The 15,937-nt window shown below is 46.3% G+C and carries 12 protein-coding genes; 7 read left to right on the top strand and 5 right to left on the bottom strand.

What is annotated here, in order from left to right:
- The first annotated feature begins 49 nt into the window (after window positions 1-49).
- The gene (gene treY, locus B5M13_RS07870) at window positions 50-2,809 is read left to right on the top strand and encodes a malto-oligosyltrehalose synthase (RefSeq protein ID WP_080055153.1); all 2,760 of its coding nucleotides are present in this window, start codon (window positions 50-52) and stop codon (window positions 2,807-2,809) included.
- Between the two features lie 530 nt (window positions 2,810-3,339).
- On the opposite strand, the gene B5M13_RS07865 is transcribed toward treY, so the two are convergent.
- From B5M13_RS07865 to B5M13_RS07850, 3 genes are all read right to left on the bottom strand, one after another.
- Window positions 3,340-4,326, bottom strand: coding sequence for a c-type cytochrome (locus B5M13_RS07865; RefSeq protein WP_080055152.1), 987 nt, complete (start codon window positions 4,324-4,326; stop codon window positions 3,340-3,342).
- 2,086 nt (window positions 4,327-6,412) lie between these two features.
- Window positions 6,413-7,504, bottom strand: coding sequence for a glycoside hydrolase family 130 protein (locus tag B5M13_RS07855; protein ID WP_179950481.1), 1,092 nt, complete (start codon window positions 7,502-7,504; stop codon window positions 6,413-6,415).
- Between the two features lie 134 nt (window positions 7,505-7,638).
- A complete protein-coding gene (locus B5M13_RS07850) occupies window positions 7,639-9,198 on the bottom strand; it encodes a M61 family metallopeptidase (RefSeq protein ID WP_080055149.1) in 1,560 nt (519 codons plus the stop codon).
- Between the two features lie 164 nt (window positions 9,199-9,362).
- Between B5M13_RS07850 and rpmH the strand changes: the two genes are divergently transcribed.
- From rpmH to B5M13_RS07820, 6 genes are all read left to right on the top strand, one after another.
- Window positions 9,363-9,530 (top strand): 50S ribosomal protein L34, encoded by a 168-nt coding sequence (gene rpmH / locus B5M13_RS07845; RefSeq protein WP_020600134.1) that lies wholly within the window; start codon window positions 9,363-9,365, stop codon window positions 9,528-9,530.
- 76 nt (window positions 9,531-9,606) lie between these two features.
- Window positions 9,607-10,020, top strand: coding sequence for a ribonuclease P protein component (locus B5M13_RS07840; RefSeq protein ID WP_080055148.1), 414 nt, complete (start codon window positions 9,607-9,609; stop codon window positions 10,018-10,020).
- Between the two features lie 70 nt (window positions 10,021-10,090).
- On the top strand, window positions 10,091-11,749 hold the full coding sequence (locus B5M13_RS07835) for a S41 family peptidase (protein ID WP_080055147.1): 1,659 nt from the start codon (window positions 10,091-10,093) through the stop codon (window positions 11,747-11,749).
- 93 nt (window positions 11,750-11,842) lie between these two features.
- The gene (tsaB, locus tag B5M13_RS07830; RefSeq protein WP_080055146.1) at window positions 11,843-12,532 is read left to right on the top strand and encodes a tRNA (adenosine(37)-N6)-threonylcarbamoyltransferase complex dimerization subunit type 1 TsaB; all 690 of its coding nucleotides are present in this window, start codon (window positions 11,843-11,845) and stop codon (window positions 12,530-12,532) included.
- Between the two features lie 157 nt (window positions 12,533-12,689).
- Window positions 12,690-13,472 carry a type III pantothenate kinase gene (locus B5M13_RS07825; RefSeq protein ID WP_080055145.1) on the top strand — a complete coding sequence of 261 codons (783 nt, stop codon included), beginning with the start codon at window positions 12,690-12,692 and terminating at the stop codon, window positions 13,470-13,472.
- Window positions 13,473-13,839: 367 nt separating this feature from the next.
- Window positions 13,840-14,526, top strand: coding sequence for a hypothetical protein (locus B5M13_RS07820; protein ID WP_080055144.1), 687 nt, complete (start codon window positions 13,840-13,842; stop codon window positions 14,524-14,526).
- Window positions 14,527-14,549: 23 nt separating this feature from the next.
- On the opposite strand, the gene B5M13_RS07815 is transcribed toward B5M13_RS07820, so the two are convergent.
- Together B5M13_RS07815 and B5M13_RS07810 are read right to left on the bottom strand one after the other, a co-directional pair.
- Complete coding sequence (locus tag B5M13_RS07815) at window positions 14,550-14,741, bottom strand: ribbon-helix-helix domain-containing protein (protein WP_080055143.1); 192 nt, start codon at window positions 14,739-14,741, stop codon at window positions 14,550-14,552.
- Between the two features lie 81 nt (window positions 14,742-14,822).
- A complete protein-coding gene (locus tag B5M13_RS07810) occupies window positions 14,823-15,671 on the bottom strand; it encodes an SPFH domain-containing protein (protein WP_170061098.1) in 849 nt (282 codons plus the stop codon).
- Window positions 15,672-15,937: the final 266 nt, after the last annotated feature.

The raw sequence follows: 15,937 nt of genomic DNA, 5'->3' as shown, positions 1-15,937 counted from the left end.
GTACCTAACACGCTAAAACCCGAATCCATTATTATTTACGCGCTGGGTTATGAGAAATCCCATTTCAACGTACCGAATCCAATTTCACAAGGACTTTACCTTCACTGACTTTGAACGAATTATCCCTTACCTGGATAAGCTTGGCATCAAAACTATATACGCATCCCCTATTTTTGAGGCCGTTCCGGGGAGTGTACATGGCTATGATGGCGTCAACCCGCAACGAATCAATCCCGAAATCGGCACCGACGAACAGCTCCGGTATATTCATCAGCTATTGGCTCAGCGTAGTATCGACTGGCTACAGGATATTGTGCCCAATCATATGGCGTTTCATCCGGCCAACGGCTGGCTCATGGATGTGTTGGAAAAAGGCCCTTTATCCATCTACGGCACCTTTTTCGACATCGACTGGACTAGTCCGCATCATCATGGCCGACTCATGGTACCTTTTCTGGGTGAGCCGCTGGACGAAGTACTCCAAAAAGGTGAACTAACCGTAGCATACCAGAATCAGCGATTCGTACTTACTTATTTCGACACGGCCTACCCGATTCACCTGCGTTCCTACGTCACAATTCTGCAATCGGCTGACCAGTACCCCTCCGAACAACTACAGGTATGGCTCGCCCAGGTATCTGAACTGGAAGGTATAACCGATCCAACTACCTATGCCTTACACAGTACCGCTTTACAGGTGAAACTGGACGAGTGGTCACGCCAACCCGCTACGAAGTCGTACCTGACTAACTGCCTGAACACGGTAAATAAAAACTCCGGTCAGTTAAAACGGATTACTGATGAACAAGTGTATCGGCTGTGTTTTTACGGCGAAACCGATTCCCGAATCAACTACCGACGCTTTTTTACCGTCAACAGCCTGATCTGTCTGAACATTCAGCATCAGAACGTATTCGACCATGTACATCACTATACGAAAAACCTGCTCGAAACGGGCGTATTTCAGGGCCTACGCGTCGACCATATTGATGGTCTTTACGATCCCAGCCAGTACCTGGAACGGTTACGTCGGTTGGCAGGTGATGATGCTTACCTAATCGTCGAAAAAATTCTGAAAGACGACGAGGATTTGCCTGCCAACTGGCCCATTCAGGGAGCAACAGGCTATGGGTTTCTCTCCATTGTTAATAATCTGCTGACCCGAACCAGCAGCCAGCAAAGCTTCACCCGGTTCTACCAGGAATTGGTAGGAGAGCGAAAAGTGGTGCGTAAGGAGTTATACGATAAGAAGGCCTACATTCTCTTCCAGCATATGGGTGGTGAGCTGGACAATCTATTCCATCTATTTAGCGAACTTCAGTTAGCCAGCGAGGAGCAACTTGCTGCACTGCCCGACAATACGCTGAAAGAAGCCATTGGCGAGTTTCTGATTCAATGTCCCGTTTATCGGTACTATGGCAACCGAATGCCGCTCGACTCCTCCGAGGCCGACGCCGTTCGCAGGATTTTCGACCGTATCCGAACCAGCAAATCCCGATTAACACCAGCAATCGATCTGCTCGAAAACGTTCTGCTGACCAGGCCAAAAGCCGGTGATATAGCCCATAACGACCATGCCCTGCGGTTCTACCAACGCTGTATGCAGTTTACGGGGCCCCTTATGGCAAAGGGCGTAGAAGATACACTTATGTATACCTACACGCGCTTTATCGGGCACGACGAAGTAGGCGATTCTCCGCTTTATTTTGGCCTGACCGTCGATGAGTTCCACCAGAAAATGATTGATCGACAGGCCAAGTGGCCCCTGGCCCTCAACGCCACCTCAACGCATGATACCAAACGGGGCGAAGATGTTCGTAGCCGATTAAACGTACTGACTGATCTGGCCGACGAGTGGATCGACGAAGTACGAATCTGGCAAAAGCTAAACCGACCGCTCAAGTCGTCTATACCGATCAGCGAGTCAGTATCTTCGGAAGAAGAATCTACTTTCATCGATTCGCCTGATCCTAATGACGAATATTTTATTTACCAGACGTTGGTGGGCGCTTATCCCATGCCTGATCAGGACGGCGAGGACTTTCCTAACCGCCTGGACGAGTATCTGGAAAAAGCCCTGCGGGAAGCAAAACGCTACTCAAGCCACGACACGCCCAACGCAGCGTATGAAGACGCAACGAAGTCGTTTGCCCATGAGTTGCTGGATACGAATCGGCCCTTCTGGAAACGGTTCGATGCCTTTTATCGACAGATAGCCGACCTGGGTATTATCAACTCACTGATACAAGTCGTACTTAAATGCACGTGTCCCGGACTGCCCGATGTGTATCAGGGTTGTGAAGGATGGGACCTAAGTATGGTAGACCCAGATAACCGTCGCCCAGTCGATTTTGAACAACGGTACCAGGCTCTCGACGCCCTGCTCGAACATGACCCTGACTGGCAGGAACTATGGCAGAGTCGCTATAATGGTCAGATTAAACTCCGGCTGGTGTATACCCTGCTACAGGAACGTCAACAAAACCCTAGCCTTTTTGCAGAAGGACAATACGCCCCCCTGATGATAGAAGGGCGTTATAAAGAACAGGTACTGGCCTTTGCCCGACACGATACCCAACACTGGTATGTGGTAGCCATACCACTGGGTATTGCCCGGTTGTGCCGCGATCAACAAACTGCTCCTACCACCATTGATTGGGGCGATACGTATATTTTGCTACCCGATGAAGCTCCCAAACGATGGAAACATCGATTGACAAAGGCCAGTGGTACTGTAGAGACTAAAATCAGGGTGACAGATGTATTCACGGATTTACCTTTGTGCGTACTCGCTTTAACCTCTGTTTAACCATTAAAGCGCAGGCCATTAATCTACTGATAAATAACAGCTTATCATTAAATTCTAACCAAAAACACCGTCTGAATATACCTTCAGCCACTTAAATTGACGATGTAGTTAGCCTGAAGTTCCTTACTTTGGTTAACTACATCGTCATTATACAACAGATATGAAAACTTGGCAAAGTGTCCTTATTAGGTTAGTCGGCTATGGATGTATCTATCTATTGACCTGCGGAGTAATATTCCTAGTCTGGGCAGTTTTCTTTTTAACACCAAACGTCCCTCCAATCTGGCAGCAGACAATAGGGAGCCTATTACTTCCTTTCGGCCTACTGATCAAAATACCCGCTGACTCATACGTAGGCATTGCAATTTGCATGATAGCAAATACATTATTTTGGGCAGTCCTTGGGTTGATTATAAATAAATGCATCGCTCTTATAAGCGGTAACCGTGCATCACACTGAGATAGCTTTACACAATTAGTAAAAAGCTATCTCAGTGTGATGCACGGCTTTTAAATCCGTAAACGCCCCATTAACGCATAGCAATGCGGGGCTTAAACTTATCGGCTACTTTATTTGAAATAGGTTTAATAGACATGAGGTATGTGTACATAGCACCTAGGTCCTTCTCCGTCATGCCACCATACATAGTCCAGGGCATAATCGTTTGAAAATCATTCGGCCCAACCTTATGTGCCTTATAGTCAGCGCCGTATGTTTTAAACCGGGCAATGAAAGCCTCTTTAGTCCAGCTACCAATACCCGTTTCTTTATCTGGAGTTATGTTCGCGGTATAAAGTGTTCCATTGGGCATTGCAAATTCGCGGCCACCCGCAAACGATTTTTCAGGAATAATGCGGCCTTGATCCACCTGTGTATGACACTCAACACAGCCCGCTATCATCACCAGATACTGGCCCGTAGCCAATTCGTTGGCAGTGTCGGGCATGGCCATTGGCTCTGCTTTTTTAGGAATGGTATTTAGAATGAAGTTGAATGGAAAATCGGCCTTCGACTCGGCTGGTTTCGATTCGATAGGCTTTATGGTACGCAGGTAGGCAATGATACTTTGTACATCTTCATCATTCATTTTAGCATAATACGGATAAGGCATCACGGGGAAAAACGCATGCCCATCGCGACTAACACCTGTCGTAATGGCTCGGTAGATTTCGCCATCGGTCCAGCTGCCAATGCCGAAAGGCGTTATATTTTTTGACGTAAATGAACCGGGAAAGCCCATTTGCTGATTAAACATCTCCCCGCCTTTACCCAATGTACCCGCCGTTAAGGGAGCCGAAAAGAGTGTGTAATCCCGCGTACTATGGCAGTCCATACAAACGGTCACATGATTCGCCAGATACTCGCCCCGCGCAATACGGGCTGGTGTCGCCTTTACTTTAAGTGCCGGTGCTTCGCCTACATCGGGTAGGGCCAATTTTACATACGCCATTACACCCACTACGCCCAATACGACTACACCAAGTACAATACCAATTACTTTTAAAGCCTTCTTCATATACGACTGGTCAAAAAGATTTGAGGTTTCAGGACCGTTAAATTATTGATAACCAATCATTGGTAGCAAATCTGGGCCAAAATAATCTCATTCGTTTATTAAACGGGCGAGATTACCCACAGGCAAGGGGTCCACGCTTCTAACAATGCTCTCTGCAAATAACTAACAGGCAGGGTAACCGATAGAATCAGCCTCCAATCAATGAACACAGCATTTATACGTCTACTCTTATAATGTGTCAACACAGGGGTCAACATAGCCCTAAATGAACGGATAGATATATACGAAAATACTTCCTGAGTTCAACAGATTACCAAATGCATGAACACAAACTAAGTTGAGCCAATCTGACTCTATTTCAGTATACAGTTTATCCAGCAGAAAATCAACAGTTTATATCAGAAAAGGTACAATAACAAGGGTGCTCTATAGAAAATTCAGGATGTAGTGGCTGTGCGGATCGTCTGGTTATAGCTTATAGCGAAACGAGATGAATCAACTAGGCAACAGATACCTGTTTCAGTGATGGTAGAACAGAAAAAGCACCAATCGCCATATAATCTTTCGTGACAAGTTCGGGGCTAGTTCTCTCAATTCGCTCAGATGTACTAAGAAAGGCACTCTACTCCCCTGATTGTCGAAAGCCAGTTTTGTAAATAGCTTGTAAGCGCACAGTCCCAAAATAGAGTTAGAGTCTACATCCTTAAACGGGAGTTTTGCGTAATGGACAATATTCTTAGAATGGCGCTTTTTTTACCAGGCAACAACGAGTTCAGTAGGCGATCACCTTCCAAAACCATTACATCAAGAGCGATTGCCGATTCAAAATCAGGGATAACTTTAAGCTGATCAGCATGCTTTTCCAGTATCCGCTGTATCAATCCTCCACCAATATCATTGCGAAGCTGTCGGTCAAGGCAAGCGATTAATAAACTGGTGGCTAATCGAGGAACCTACTTGATACATACAAGTGGATAGTTGGGCCATAGAGTTACATCGTCCAGATACATATCGCTTTCAAGCAGTTGCTTGAGAACGGAGGCATTGTTCTCCATTAACGCCTTGTCGTTAAAGTTATACATTGAGTGATGGTACTAACTTGCGTACCCACTCATCGATTAATTTCTATGCTTATAATTATCTACTTTTCGGAGTCTTATGACTATCAAAATCAGAAAATCAAGTAATAACAAGCAGTCTTTTTTACTAATAATCAAACTAAATAACGATTTTATTAGCTCCAATAAAGCGATATGCTTAGTCTTCGACAGTATTTTGTAGCCAGTAATGAAAAATCAAATCGATATATAGGTAGGAGCTGTTTTAAAGAAAGATAAGTTATCATGCAGTCCAATACTTCTGTAATCTTTCTCGTCAAGCTCAGGGGCAAGCTTCGATAGTTCTTTAAAGGGTATTAACAGGGTGGTCAATTCATGCTGCTGTTGTACATGTGAAGCCATCCTGGTAAACAAGTGGTAAGCGCATAAGCCTATAAGCTGATCTACCTGTTTGTATGACAGTCGGCTATGATGGATTACACTCGTCATGATAGGGCTTTTCTTGCCGGGAAGTAGCTTACCCAACAGACGATTACCTTCGATGGCCGACAACTCAAAACTAATAGGCCGCTCGATTTCTATGCTCAAAACAGATTCACTCTGTAGCACGTGTTTTTCCAACGTTCTATAAACCAGTCCTTGACCAATGTTTGTCTGCAATTGCTGATGCAAACACGCTATTATTAAACTGACTGTTGATCGGAACGCCAGGTCTACGTAGGAAACCGGAATTTTAATCTGTAGGGCTGTCTTTTCAAGATACGTTTCATCAGTAAATAGTTGCCCCACAGTGGCTGTAACCCCCATATATGATTAAAGTTTGAGTAAGGAGAAAATATACATACCGTTTAGACGAACGACCTCTTATCAGGTCTCTCATGGAGAGCCTATGTATACTTATACCTTTCTCAAACTTTACATTAACCTCAGCTGCAAGCTAACAAACAACTAGCAACCGAATCCGTCAACTATTTACTATCTGTGTTATGATATAAAAACCACACCAATTAGAAGTAGTATAACAGCCCTTATTGGTTAGCCATAGCAACCCCAATTTTAGAATCAGCTGTGCCATAATACAGGAACCATTTGCCATGGAATGGCACCATTCCTTCCAGAAAAACCACCTGGTTTACCTGGCCTTCCATTTCATAGGGCTGGTCGGGCTTAATAAAATACGTTTCTGAACGGTCCAGAAGTTTTGCTGGATTAGTTGCATCGAATAGTAGCTGCCCGCCTGCATAAGCGCCTTCAGGCAGGCCCGAGTCGCCATTTTTAGCATCGTTCATGCCATTGTAAATCAACAGAATCCCTTTTTTTGCCAGCATAGCAAACGGACCGGGCTCAAGGAGTCTGACATCGTGTTTCCCTTTCCGGGACTCTGCCACCACAACAGGCTGTCCAGCTTCATTTTCCAGAGGACTCCAGTGCAGGAGGTCGTCCGAAACGGCTAACCGAAGCTGAGGTTGATCGCCCCAGTACATCCAGTATTTACCGTTTATTTTCTGCGCGACAAACCGATCACCGACACGCTTACACACGATCGCTCCCGATTTTGACCAGCTATTTTTGTATTTACCGTTGGCTGCTTCTCCAAAAGCAAGCCCTTGCTTTTGCCAGTCGGTCAGATTCCGCGAAGTCGCCACGCAAAGCCGGGCCTTATCGCCATCGTAAGCCGTATAGGTCATTATATACACCCCATTGGGGCTTTCCACTACACGCGGGTCTTCGCAACCTCCCTCCCACTCATACACTTTCATCGGGTCGTTGTTTGGGTAAAATACAGGTTTCGGCATTCGTTTAAAATGAATACCATCCGTACTAACCGCCAGTCCCAATCTAGACGTTCCCCCTACGCTTCGGACAGTATCTTCGGCGCGGTACAACATATATACTTTGTTATTCCGCACCACCGTAGTTGGATTATAAACGTCTTTCTCTTCCCAATGGATGGTTTGTTTACGAACGGGGCAGTCGAAGGTAGTCGTGGCTTTGGCGGATAGAATTGGATTGTACGCATTTGCTTTTTGAAAAGGTCCCAGCATCCAGGGCTTTTCGGGTTTTGACTGAGCCAGCAGGCAACCAGGCACTAACAGGACAAGAAGGAAAAGACGCTTCATCAAGAAAAAATAATTAAAGGTTAATTGGTTTAGCGTTTAGATACAGGCACCCCATTAAAATCCAGACGTTGACAGCCCGAATAATTCTGTCGAGGTTGCACAAGCTATTATAGTAATCTTATACCAGCGCTTATCTACTTGGCGACAACCTTCTTACCGGGTTTCTCTTCGGATATCAGTTCGGTATGAGGCTCCTCGGTCAACCAGCCGCCAAACCATTTCGCCCGCTCCGTCGCTGCTGCTTCCTCCTCCAGCTCCAGTAGGCGAATACCTCCTGGATGCTCGATCGTTGGTTCTTCATAAACGATCTGTAAACCCACCCAGGCCAGATACGAATTGAGTGTGGTTTCTAATGGCTGACTCCCAAAAATACATAGGTTGTAATACCAATCCAGCGATTCGCCTGCCACTTGTTCGGTTGTCTTTCGGTAGTCATCGAGTGTATAGCCAACAAATGGCTTCCCAAATTGCTGCCACATTAGCCGCATGACATCATCCAGAGAACGCGCATGATTGGTCAGCCGACGAATGTGCAGGTCCAGAATCAGTGCGACAATTGACCCTTTGTGATAAACGGACACTTTCCGATCCGGTACGCCTTTATCATACCCATCGAGCCACAAATCCCACGATGATTCGGTGAGCGATTGAAAAGCCCGCCCATTTGCTTCAAAATGACGTTTGAACAGTACCTGCAATTCCTTTAAATACGCTTCATCTGAAAAAACACCCGACTGCCGAAGCATTAAATCGCCGTAGTAAGTAGTTACCCCTTCGGCCACAAAACAGGTCGAAAAATAGTTTTCTTTCGTAAGGTCGTAAGGCAATAACTCCACTGGTCGAATCCGAATGATGTTCCAGGCATGAAACAACTCATGGGAAGAAACACCCAGCAAATCCTGATACAACCCTTCACCTTCGTCATTTGGTCCAAGCACCAGCACAGTCGAATTCCGATGTTCTACCCCATGATAATAGGGCACGGTTAACACCAGCGTAAGAAAGTGGTACTCTTTTTCAGGAAACTCGCCGAATAAATCAATTTGCTTCTGCGAAAATCGGCTGAAATCCTGCACAATCCGGTCAGCATCGAAGGTAAATTCGCCATCGGTCCGACGGCCACCATGAATCCAGACATGAAACGACGTTTCGCCAATGGCATACTGAACATGCTGAATCACTGGGGCAGCTATAATGGGGCAGTCGACCAATTCATAAAAATCAGCCGCCTGAAGTGATTTAATACCATATTCCTCCATGCCACAGGCGATTGTCCAACCATCGGGAATAGCCAGTTCCAGAGTACAGGGATCGTTAAGACGCCCTTCGGCATACAGGCACAGGTTGACCGGATTGACGTATAGGAGGGTTTCGCTGATAAAACTGCTGCCTGCATTCAACTGATTCGGCGTCGCTAACAAAGCGTAGTAGTTGTAGTGAACCGTCAGTTTAGATACCCCGTTGGTTTGCACCAGCCACCGATCTTTGGTGATTTTTCGAAAAGGGAGCGGGTTTCCATTTCCGTCAACGATCGTGAATCGCTGGATATTCCGGGCAAATTGCTGCAACTCGTATCGCCCTGGGCGCCAGGCCGGTAGTTGTAACTCCACTTCAACGGTATTGATAGCCGTCAGTTGAGCCTCAACGGCGATATAATGAGGAGTAACGGGGTCAGCAGACAGGCGATAATGCATAGTTTTGGCTAAATTTGGTTGAGTAGGTCAATGGATGGTAAAAGAGTGTAGTGCCTTATCCAGTTCATGAGCCACAAATCTAAAACAAGGGCTTGGTAAACTAATGCAATTCAGCTATCTTTGCGGACTCATTTGGAAAACAAGAGTTTTAGGCAAGATAGATCATGAAAAGAACGTACCAACCATCGAACCGGAAGCGGAAAAACAAACACGGTTTCCGTGAGCGTATGGCTACCGCCAACGGCCGCAAAGTATTGGCTGCCCGTCGGGCTAAAGGTCGGCATAAACTGACCGTCTCAGACGAGAAAAAAGGCGATCGCTTTAAAATCTAGTCATTAGTTGTCAGTCGTTAGCCGACAGTCGATAATGGCTTACAACTAACGACTAACTTCTATCGATCACGACTTTATGCCGCAAACCTTCCCCAAATCAGAACGGCTTTGCAGCAAAAAGATTCTCGGCGACTTATTTAAGAAAGGTAGTGCGGCTGTCAGGACGTTCTACCTTTTTCCGTTTCGGGTACTTTATCTGCCCCAGCCCGAATCCGATTCGACAAGCAACGTTTCGCTTCCTGCCATTGTCATTACTGTACCGAAACGAACATTTAAGCGAGCTGTCGACCGCAACCTCATTCGCCGACGGGTGCGGGAGGCTTATCGCCTTCACAAACAGTTATTTCAGATCGAAAACACATCAACCGGTTCAACAACACCGGCATATATTGGTTTTCTTTATACCGCCAAACAGATAATTTCGTTTGAAGAGATAGAAAAAGGTATGAAATTAGCTATCGCTAAATGTATAGTGAATAATGTAAAATGAGTAATGCCTTAACAGGCTTGTCGTCACCATTATCCATTACACATTGTTCATTATACATCCCTTACTCAATATGCGCTTTTCTAAACGCCTTACTCTTTTAGCCTCGTCGGCGCTGGTAGCGGGTGGCATTGGCTTCTTCTCCTTCAAGACCGATGACCGGTTTTTTGAAATCGCTCGTAACCTCGACATCTACGCTACGCTCTTCAAAGAGCTGAATTTATATTATGTCGATGAGGTAAATCCGAACCGGATGGTCAAAACCAGCATTGACGCGATGCTGAAAGCCCTCGATCCCTATACCAACTTCTTTGCGGAAGATGAAATCGAGGATTACATGACCATGACTACCGGCCGTTACAACGGTATCGGGGCCCTGATTGGCCAACGTCAGGGAAAGCACATCGTATTAATGGTGTATGAAGGTACCCCAGCCGAAAAGTCAGGATTACGTATCGGTGATGAAGTTATCAAAATTGACGGAATCACGCTGAAGAACATCAAAGAATCCGACCCCGGCAAACTGTTGAAAGGCCAAAACAATACAGCCGTAAAACTTACGGTGCAACGGTACGGCGAGAAAAGCCCGGTAGACCTGAGTGTAGTTCGGGATGTGGTCAAAATGACGAATGTGCCTTATTACGGCATGATCTCCGAAGATGTGGGGTATATCGATCTGAAAGACTTTACAGCAACGGCTTCGCGGGAAGTCCGGTCGGCGTTTCAGGAACTGAAAGGTAAGGGCATGAAAAAACTCGTGCTGGATGTTCGTGAAAACCCCGGTGGGCTGCTCAACATGGCTATCGACATCTGTAATACGTTCATCCCCAAAGATTCGGAAGTAGTAACCACGAAGGGCAAAGTGACCGAATGGAACAAAACCTATACAGCGCTGAACCCTCCCCTGGACCTCGAAATCCCGATCATCGTATTAACCAACAGCCATAGTGCCTCAGCCGCCGAAATCGTGTCGGGGGTTATTCAGGATTACGACCGGGGCGTGTTGATTGGGCAGCGTACGTATGGCAAAGGACTGGTACAAACCACGCGCGAACTATCGTTTAATACAAAATTGAAAATCACCACGGCCAAATACTACATACCCAGTGGTCGTTGTATTCAGGCCATCGATTATAGCCATCGCAACCCAGACGGCAGCGTAGGCAAAATCCCAGATTCGCTGAAAACAGCGTTCAAAACCAAAGCGGGTCGTGTTGTATACGACGGAGGTGGGGTTCTGCCCGACGTAGTTATTGATGCTCAAACGCCAACGCCTATTGCGCTCAGCCTGACCAATAAGGGATTAATCTTCGATTACGCGGTCAAATACCACCACGATCATCCCACCATCAAACCCGCCCGTGAGTTCAAGCTGACCGACGCGGAGTATGCTGAGTTCACCAAATGGCTGGCCGACAAAGAATACGATTACACTACTCAGGTTGAAAAAGATCTGGGCACACTCGAAGCTTCGGCCAAGAAAGAGAAATATTTTGATCAGATTCAGGATCAGTTGAAGTCGCTGAAAACCAAGATGTCGCATAGCAAAGACGCCGACCTGAATACCTTCAAAACCGAAATTCGGACATTACTGGAACAGGAGATTGCAGGGCATTATTACCTGCAAAAAGGGATTAAGGAGGCATCTTTTTCCACCGATCCCGAGCTTAAAGCGGCCCTCGATCTGTTTAAAGATATGGGACGATACCAGTCAATTTTAAAAAGCAAGTAGAAAATGAAGAGTGCGGGATGTAAAGCGAAGAATAACGGCTGACGCAGCGGGTTGCTCTTCGCTTTACATCCCGCACTCTTCACTCTTTACATCATGCTGATTCTCTCCATCGATACCTCTACCGCTTCCTGTTCGGTAGCCCTTCATCAGGATTCACAGCTTCTGGCCTGTTACGAGTTGTTTACGGAGCGCACATCAGCGGCTATGCTCACTACGCTGATTCACGATGCGGTCCAACAGGCAGGTTACGAACTGGCTAATCTGGATGCCATTGCGGTTGCCAAAGGGCCTGGCTCTTATACGGGTCTTCGAATTGCTGTTTCTACCGCCAAAGGGCTCTGTTTTGCTCTTGACAAACCTTTACTGGCCATCAACACACTAGCCGCTATGGCTGAGCAAATTCGGGCATTTTATCCGGACGATCATCTGCTTTGTCCGATGATCGATGCCCGACGGATGGAAGTGTATTGCGCTTTATACGATACAAAGGGCCAGGAGCGGCAACCCACAGCAGCGCAAATCATCGACCACACTTCGTTCGGTGACTGGCTCAGGCAGAGTCCGGTGGTATTTTTTGGTGATGGAGCAGCTAAATGTAAGAGCCTGCTAAACGATCATCCCAACGCCATTTTCCCAGCGCGCGCTCTGGTTCCTTCAGCCCGCACCGTGGGGCAGTTGGCAGGCCGGGCCTATACCGATGGGCAGTTTGAAGATATGGCGACTTTTGAGCCGTTTTATCTTAAAGATTTCATGACAACGCAGCCTAAAAAGATCATACTATAAAATTTCTTTTGACAGGGTTAACCGGATGGTTAGGCTTAAGACAGTCAGAAAATCTTGTCCATCCTGCTAATCCTGTCAGAAATCGCTCTGAGAGAATGTGCGGGAATGTGCGGTTTTTGTCCTTATTTCGCCCCGACAACCGTCCATCTCCCATCCTGTGCAGATTATTGTTGATATTGGTAATACCGACGCCGTTTTTGGGCTTTACAACCAAACTGGCTGGCACACCATCTGGCGCACTCCTGCCCGAAAAGATGAATCCGCCGAATCGTATGAACGACGACTTCGGCTTTGGCTATTGGAAGCCGATATTCCGCTCAGTGCCATTAAAACCACAGTATTAAGCAGTGTAGTGCCCGATCTTACACCCACTATGCGGGGCATGTTGACGGAGTTATTCGGTTTTGCTCCTGTTGTGGTCGGCCCAGGGGTCTACCCTTTGTTACCTCTCGAAATTCTGCGTCCGCACGAAATTGGCACCGATCTGGTGGCTAATGCGCTGGCTGCTTATATGCAGTATAAACGCAATTGCGTAGTTGTCGATTTTGGCACGGCACTCACGTTTACAACCGTTTCGGACAAAGGACAAATTTTAGGAGTTGCCATCGCGCCAGGACTAAAAACAGCCATTCGTTCGCTGTTTGCCAATACCGCTCAGCTACCTGAAGTCCCTATTGAAGTACCCTCATCTGCACTGGGTACCAGCACAACCCATGCCATTCAGGCGGGAGTCGTACTAGGCTATGAAGGACTCGTGCGCTCGTTGGTCGCTCGCATTCAAGCAGAACTGGCTGGCGATTGCCTCGCGGTGGCAACAGGCGGTTTATCGCAGCGGATTCCATCCTTGAACGATGTATTTACGGCTATAGTACCCTCACTTACACTGGACGGTATTCGATTGATCGGCAATTTCGTTACTTCCTCCACCGACCGTTTGTAAAAGCCTCTAGGCGTCACTCATTCATACGTCACTTTGAAACCTGTTTCAGTGAACAGTCTTCGAGGTGACGTATTTTTGTATTATATCAAGTCAACAAAACTTACTCAAAAATTCAGGCACCATTAGATAAATTTAGTCAGCCGATCAAATTGAATCAAAATACAGAAAAATAGAACAATCTCTCTCTTTTCTTCTGCTTGTTCTATTGCAGCTATATATAATTAAAAAACGCCAAATTGCATTATTTTATATCGTAAAAGAATATATATATAAAATAATTAATTTCATAATTGAACGTAAGACCACTATTACGTAAGAAGCGGCCTTAGTTACCAGCAAATAAATCTCTCACCAAACATAAGAGGCTATGACCTATCGTTACTTAATTACGTCAATTATAGTAATTGTACTTTTTCAATCTTTTCTTAGCCAGGCTTCTATACCTAAACCCATCTGGCAAAACGGAAAGGTAATCTTCTGGGACAAAACCACGCTGGAAGGCGATATATGCTATAATTGGCTGACGGAGATGGTGCTGTTTCGCACCAAGGATGGACGAATGCACACCTATTCCACTAATCAGGTCAGCCAATTCGGCTGGTTCGACTTTAACCTCCATAAATACCGGGATTTTCAGACCCTAATTCATCAGAGTGACCAGGCTTCAGCTAAGCAGGCCTTTTTCGAAGTGTGTCAGGACGGTTCACTGGCCGTGGTCAGACGACTCAGGTCCAGGCGGGGCTTTCGAAAAATTGCGTTTACACACCCTGCCTACTATTCCGACCATCCAGCCATGGCCGACAATCCCGAATATTTCGAGTACTTTGTTAACGATGGGGATCATTTACGGGCACTCGACCGGTTTTATACCGACGTGTATACGCCCCTGATGACCCGTTACGACAAACAACTCAAAAAATATAGGGATACCCATAATATCAATGACCGCTTACTTTTCGGGCGGTTGGTGTTAATTAATCAATATAATCTGATGCTTGAACAAGACGCTAAAACGGCTTCTACCAAAGGATTGGACACTCCTCAGGAGGACTAGGACAGTGAAGTTGATGTAATGGCTTATTCATCGGAAGGCTTTACGTCATTATCCGGAATTTGCTGAGCACGTTTTTTGCGTTTCCGAAGTGCCTCATTGAGCAGATATTCAATTTGCCCGTTCACACTTCGAAACTCTTCCTGTGCCCATCGTTCCAATTCTTTTAGCGTTTCCGGCTGAATCCGTAAAACAAACGCTTTTTTTTCAGCAGCCATCTCTTTTCAGGAGTGAGACGTGAGTAGCGAGGAGTGCGAATAGTCTGGCCATTCGCACTCCTCGCTACTCACGTCTAGTACTTAATTATACAGTGTTCCCGCATTTACGACCGGGCTAACTGCTTTTTCACCACATAGTACAACCAGCAGGTTGCTCACCATAGCGGCTTTTCGTTCTTCATCCAGTTGAACTACGTCCTTTTCAGCAAGTCGGGCCAATGCCATTTCGACCATCCCAACGGCACCTTCCACAATCTGCTTCCGCGCCGATACCACGGCGGTTGCCTGCTGACGCTGAAGCATAGCCCCAGCAATTTCGGGTGCATAGGCCAGGTGGCTGATTCGCGCTTCCATTACCCGAACCCCTGCCTGCCCAAGACGCTCATCAAGCTCCTGCTCCAGAAATTTGTTGATCTGGCCGGTATTGTCGCGCAAGGTAACGTTTTCGTGTTCATCTTCCATGTTGTCGTAGGCATGGGAGCTGGCTAAAAACCGTACAGCCGCTTCGGACTGTATCTGTACAAAATTAGCGTAGTTATCAACATCGAACAGAGCTTTGGCCGTATCAGCCACCTGCCAAACCACAACGGCTGCAATCTCAATGGGGTTACCCATTTTATCATTCACTTTAAGCTGCTGTCCGTTCAGGTTACGAGCACGAAGGCTGATCCGGGTTTTACTGTACAGGGGATTCACCCAGCGCAAGCCCGTTTCTTTAATGGTGCCAACGTAGTCCCCAAAAAAGGTGGCAGCAATACCTTCGTTTGGGTAAATAACGATTATTCCTTTCAGGATAAAAATGCCCAATATTGCCAGAAAGCCGCTCAAAATAGGGGCATAACGTAATGTAAAGGGAGCTAAGCCAAAACAGACCAGGCCAATCAGTATAAACACATAGCCTGAAACGGAGGTAAGTCGTTTCTCTTCCATATTCGTAAAAATTTAGTTCAGATTTGCTATCAAAATGATAGCACAATGATAGTTAAAAATAAAGTATGTTGTTCAAAAACAGGAGGAGCGGTCAGGCCAATTGATCAACGGCCAATGAAGCACATGCTGTATAGCGGGTAAGCAGTATGGCGGGCCAAGGCAGAAATTTTTTAACATGGTTTCATAACCAGGCTTAGCTTATCATACCAACCATCCAGCGAAAACTCGTATATTGTAAGCCATATTTCAGGTCGCCACCTAATTAT

The organism is Spirosoma aerolatum, assembly GCF_002056795.1.
GTDB classification, from domain to species: domain Bacteria; phylum Bacteroidota; class Bacteroidia; order Cytophagales; family Spirosomataceae; genus Spirosoma; species Spirosoma aerolatum.
Note: the sequence above shows the minus strand (reverse complement) of the source record. Positions and strands in the feature narration are given on the sequence as shown.

What these genes read in the sequence shown, in the direction of transcription:
- treY (WP_080055153.1), top strand. Translation starts at nt 50, where the DNA reads ATGAGAAATCCCATTTCAACGTACCGAATCCAATTTCACAAGGACTTT.
- B5M13_RS07865 (WP_080055152.1), bottom strand. Translation starts at nt 4,326, where the DNA reads ATGAAGAAGGCTTTAAAAGTAATTGGTATTGTACTTGGTGTAGTCGTA.
- B5M13_RS07855 (WP_179950481.1), bottom strand. Translation starts at nt 7,504, where the DNA reads ATGAAGCGTCTTTTCCTTCTTGTCCTGTTAGTGCCTGGTTGCCTGCTG.
- B5M13_RS07850 (WP_080055149.1), bottom strand. Translation starts at nt 9,198, where the DNA reads ATGCATTATCGCCTGTCTGCTGACCCCGTTACTCCTCATTATATCGCC.
- rpmH (WP_020600134.1), top strand. Translation starts at nt 9,363, where the DNA reads ATGAAAAGAACGTACCAACCATCGAACCGGAAGCGGAAAAACAAACAC.
- B5M13_RS07840 (WP_080055148.1), top strand. Translation starts at nt 9,607, where the DNA reads ATGCCGCAAACCTTCCCCAAATCAGAACGGCTTTGCAGCAAAAAGATT.
- B5M13_RS07835 (WP_080055147.1), top strand. Translation starts at nt 10,091, where the DNA reads ATGCGCTTTTCTAAACGCCTTACTCTTTTAGCCTCGTCGGCGCTGGTA.
- tsaB (WP_080055146.1), top strand. Translation starts at nt 11,843, where the DNA reads ATGCTGATTCTCTCCATCGATACCTCTACCGCTTCCTGTTCGGTAGCC.
- B5M13_RS07820 (WP_080055144.1), top strand. Translation starts at nt 13,840, where the DNA reads ATGACCTATCGTTACTTAATTACGTCAATTATAGTAATTGTACTTTTT.
- B5M13_RS07815 (WP_080055143.1), bottom strand. Translation starts at nt 14,741, where the DNA reads ATGGCTGCTGAAAAAAAAGCGTTTGTTTTACGGATTCAGCCGGAAACG.
- B5M13_RS07810 (WP_170061098.1), bottom strand. Translation starts at nt 15,671, where the DNA reads ATGGAAGAGAAACGACTTACCTCCGTTTCAGGCTATGTGTTTATACTG.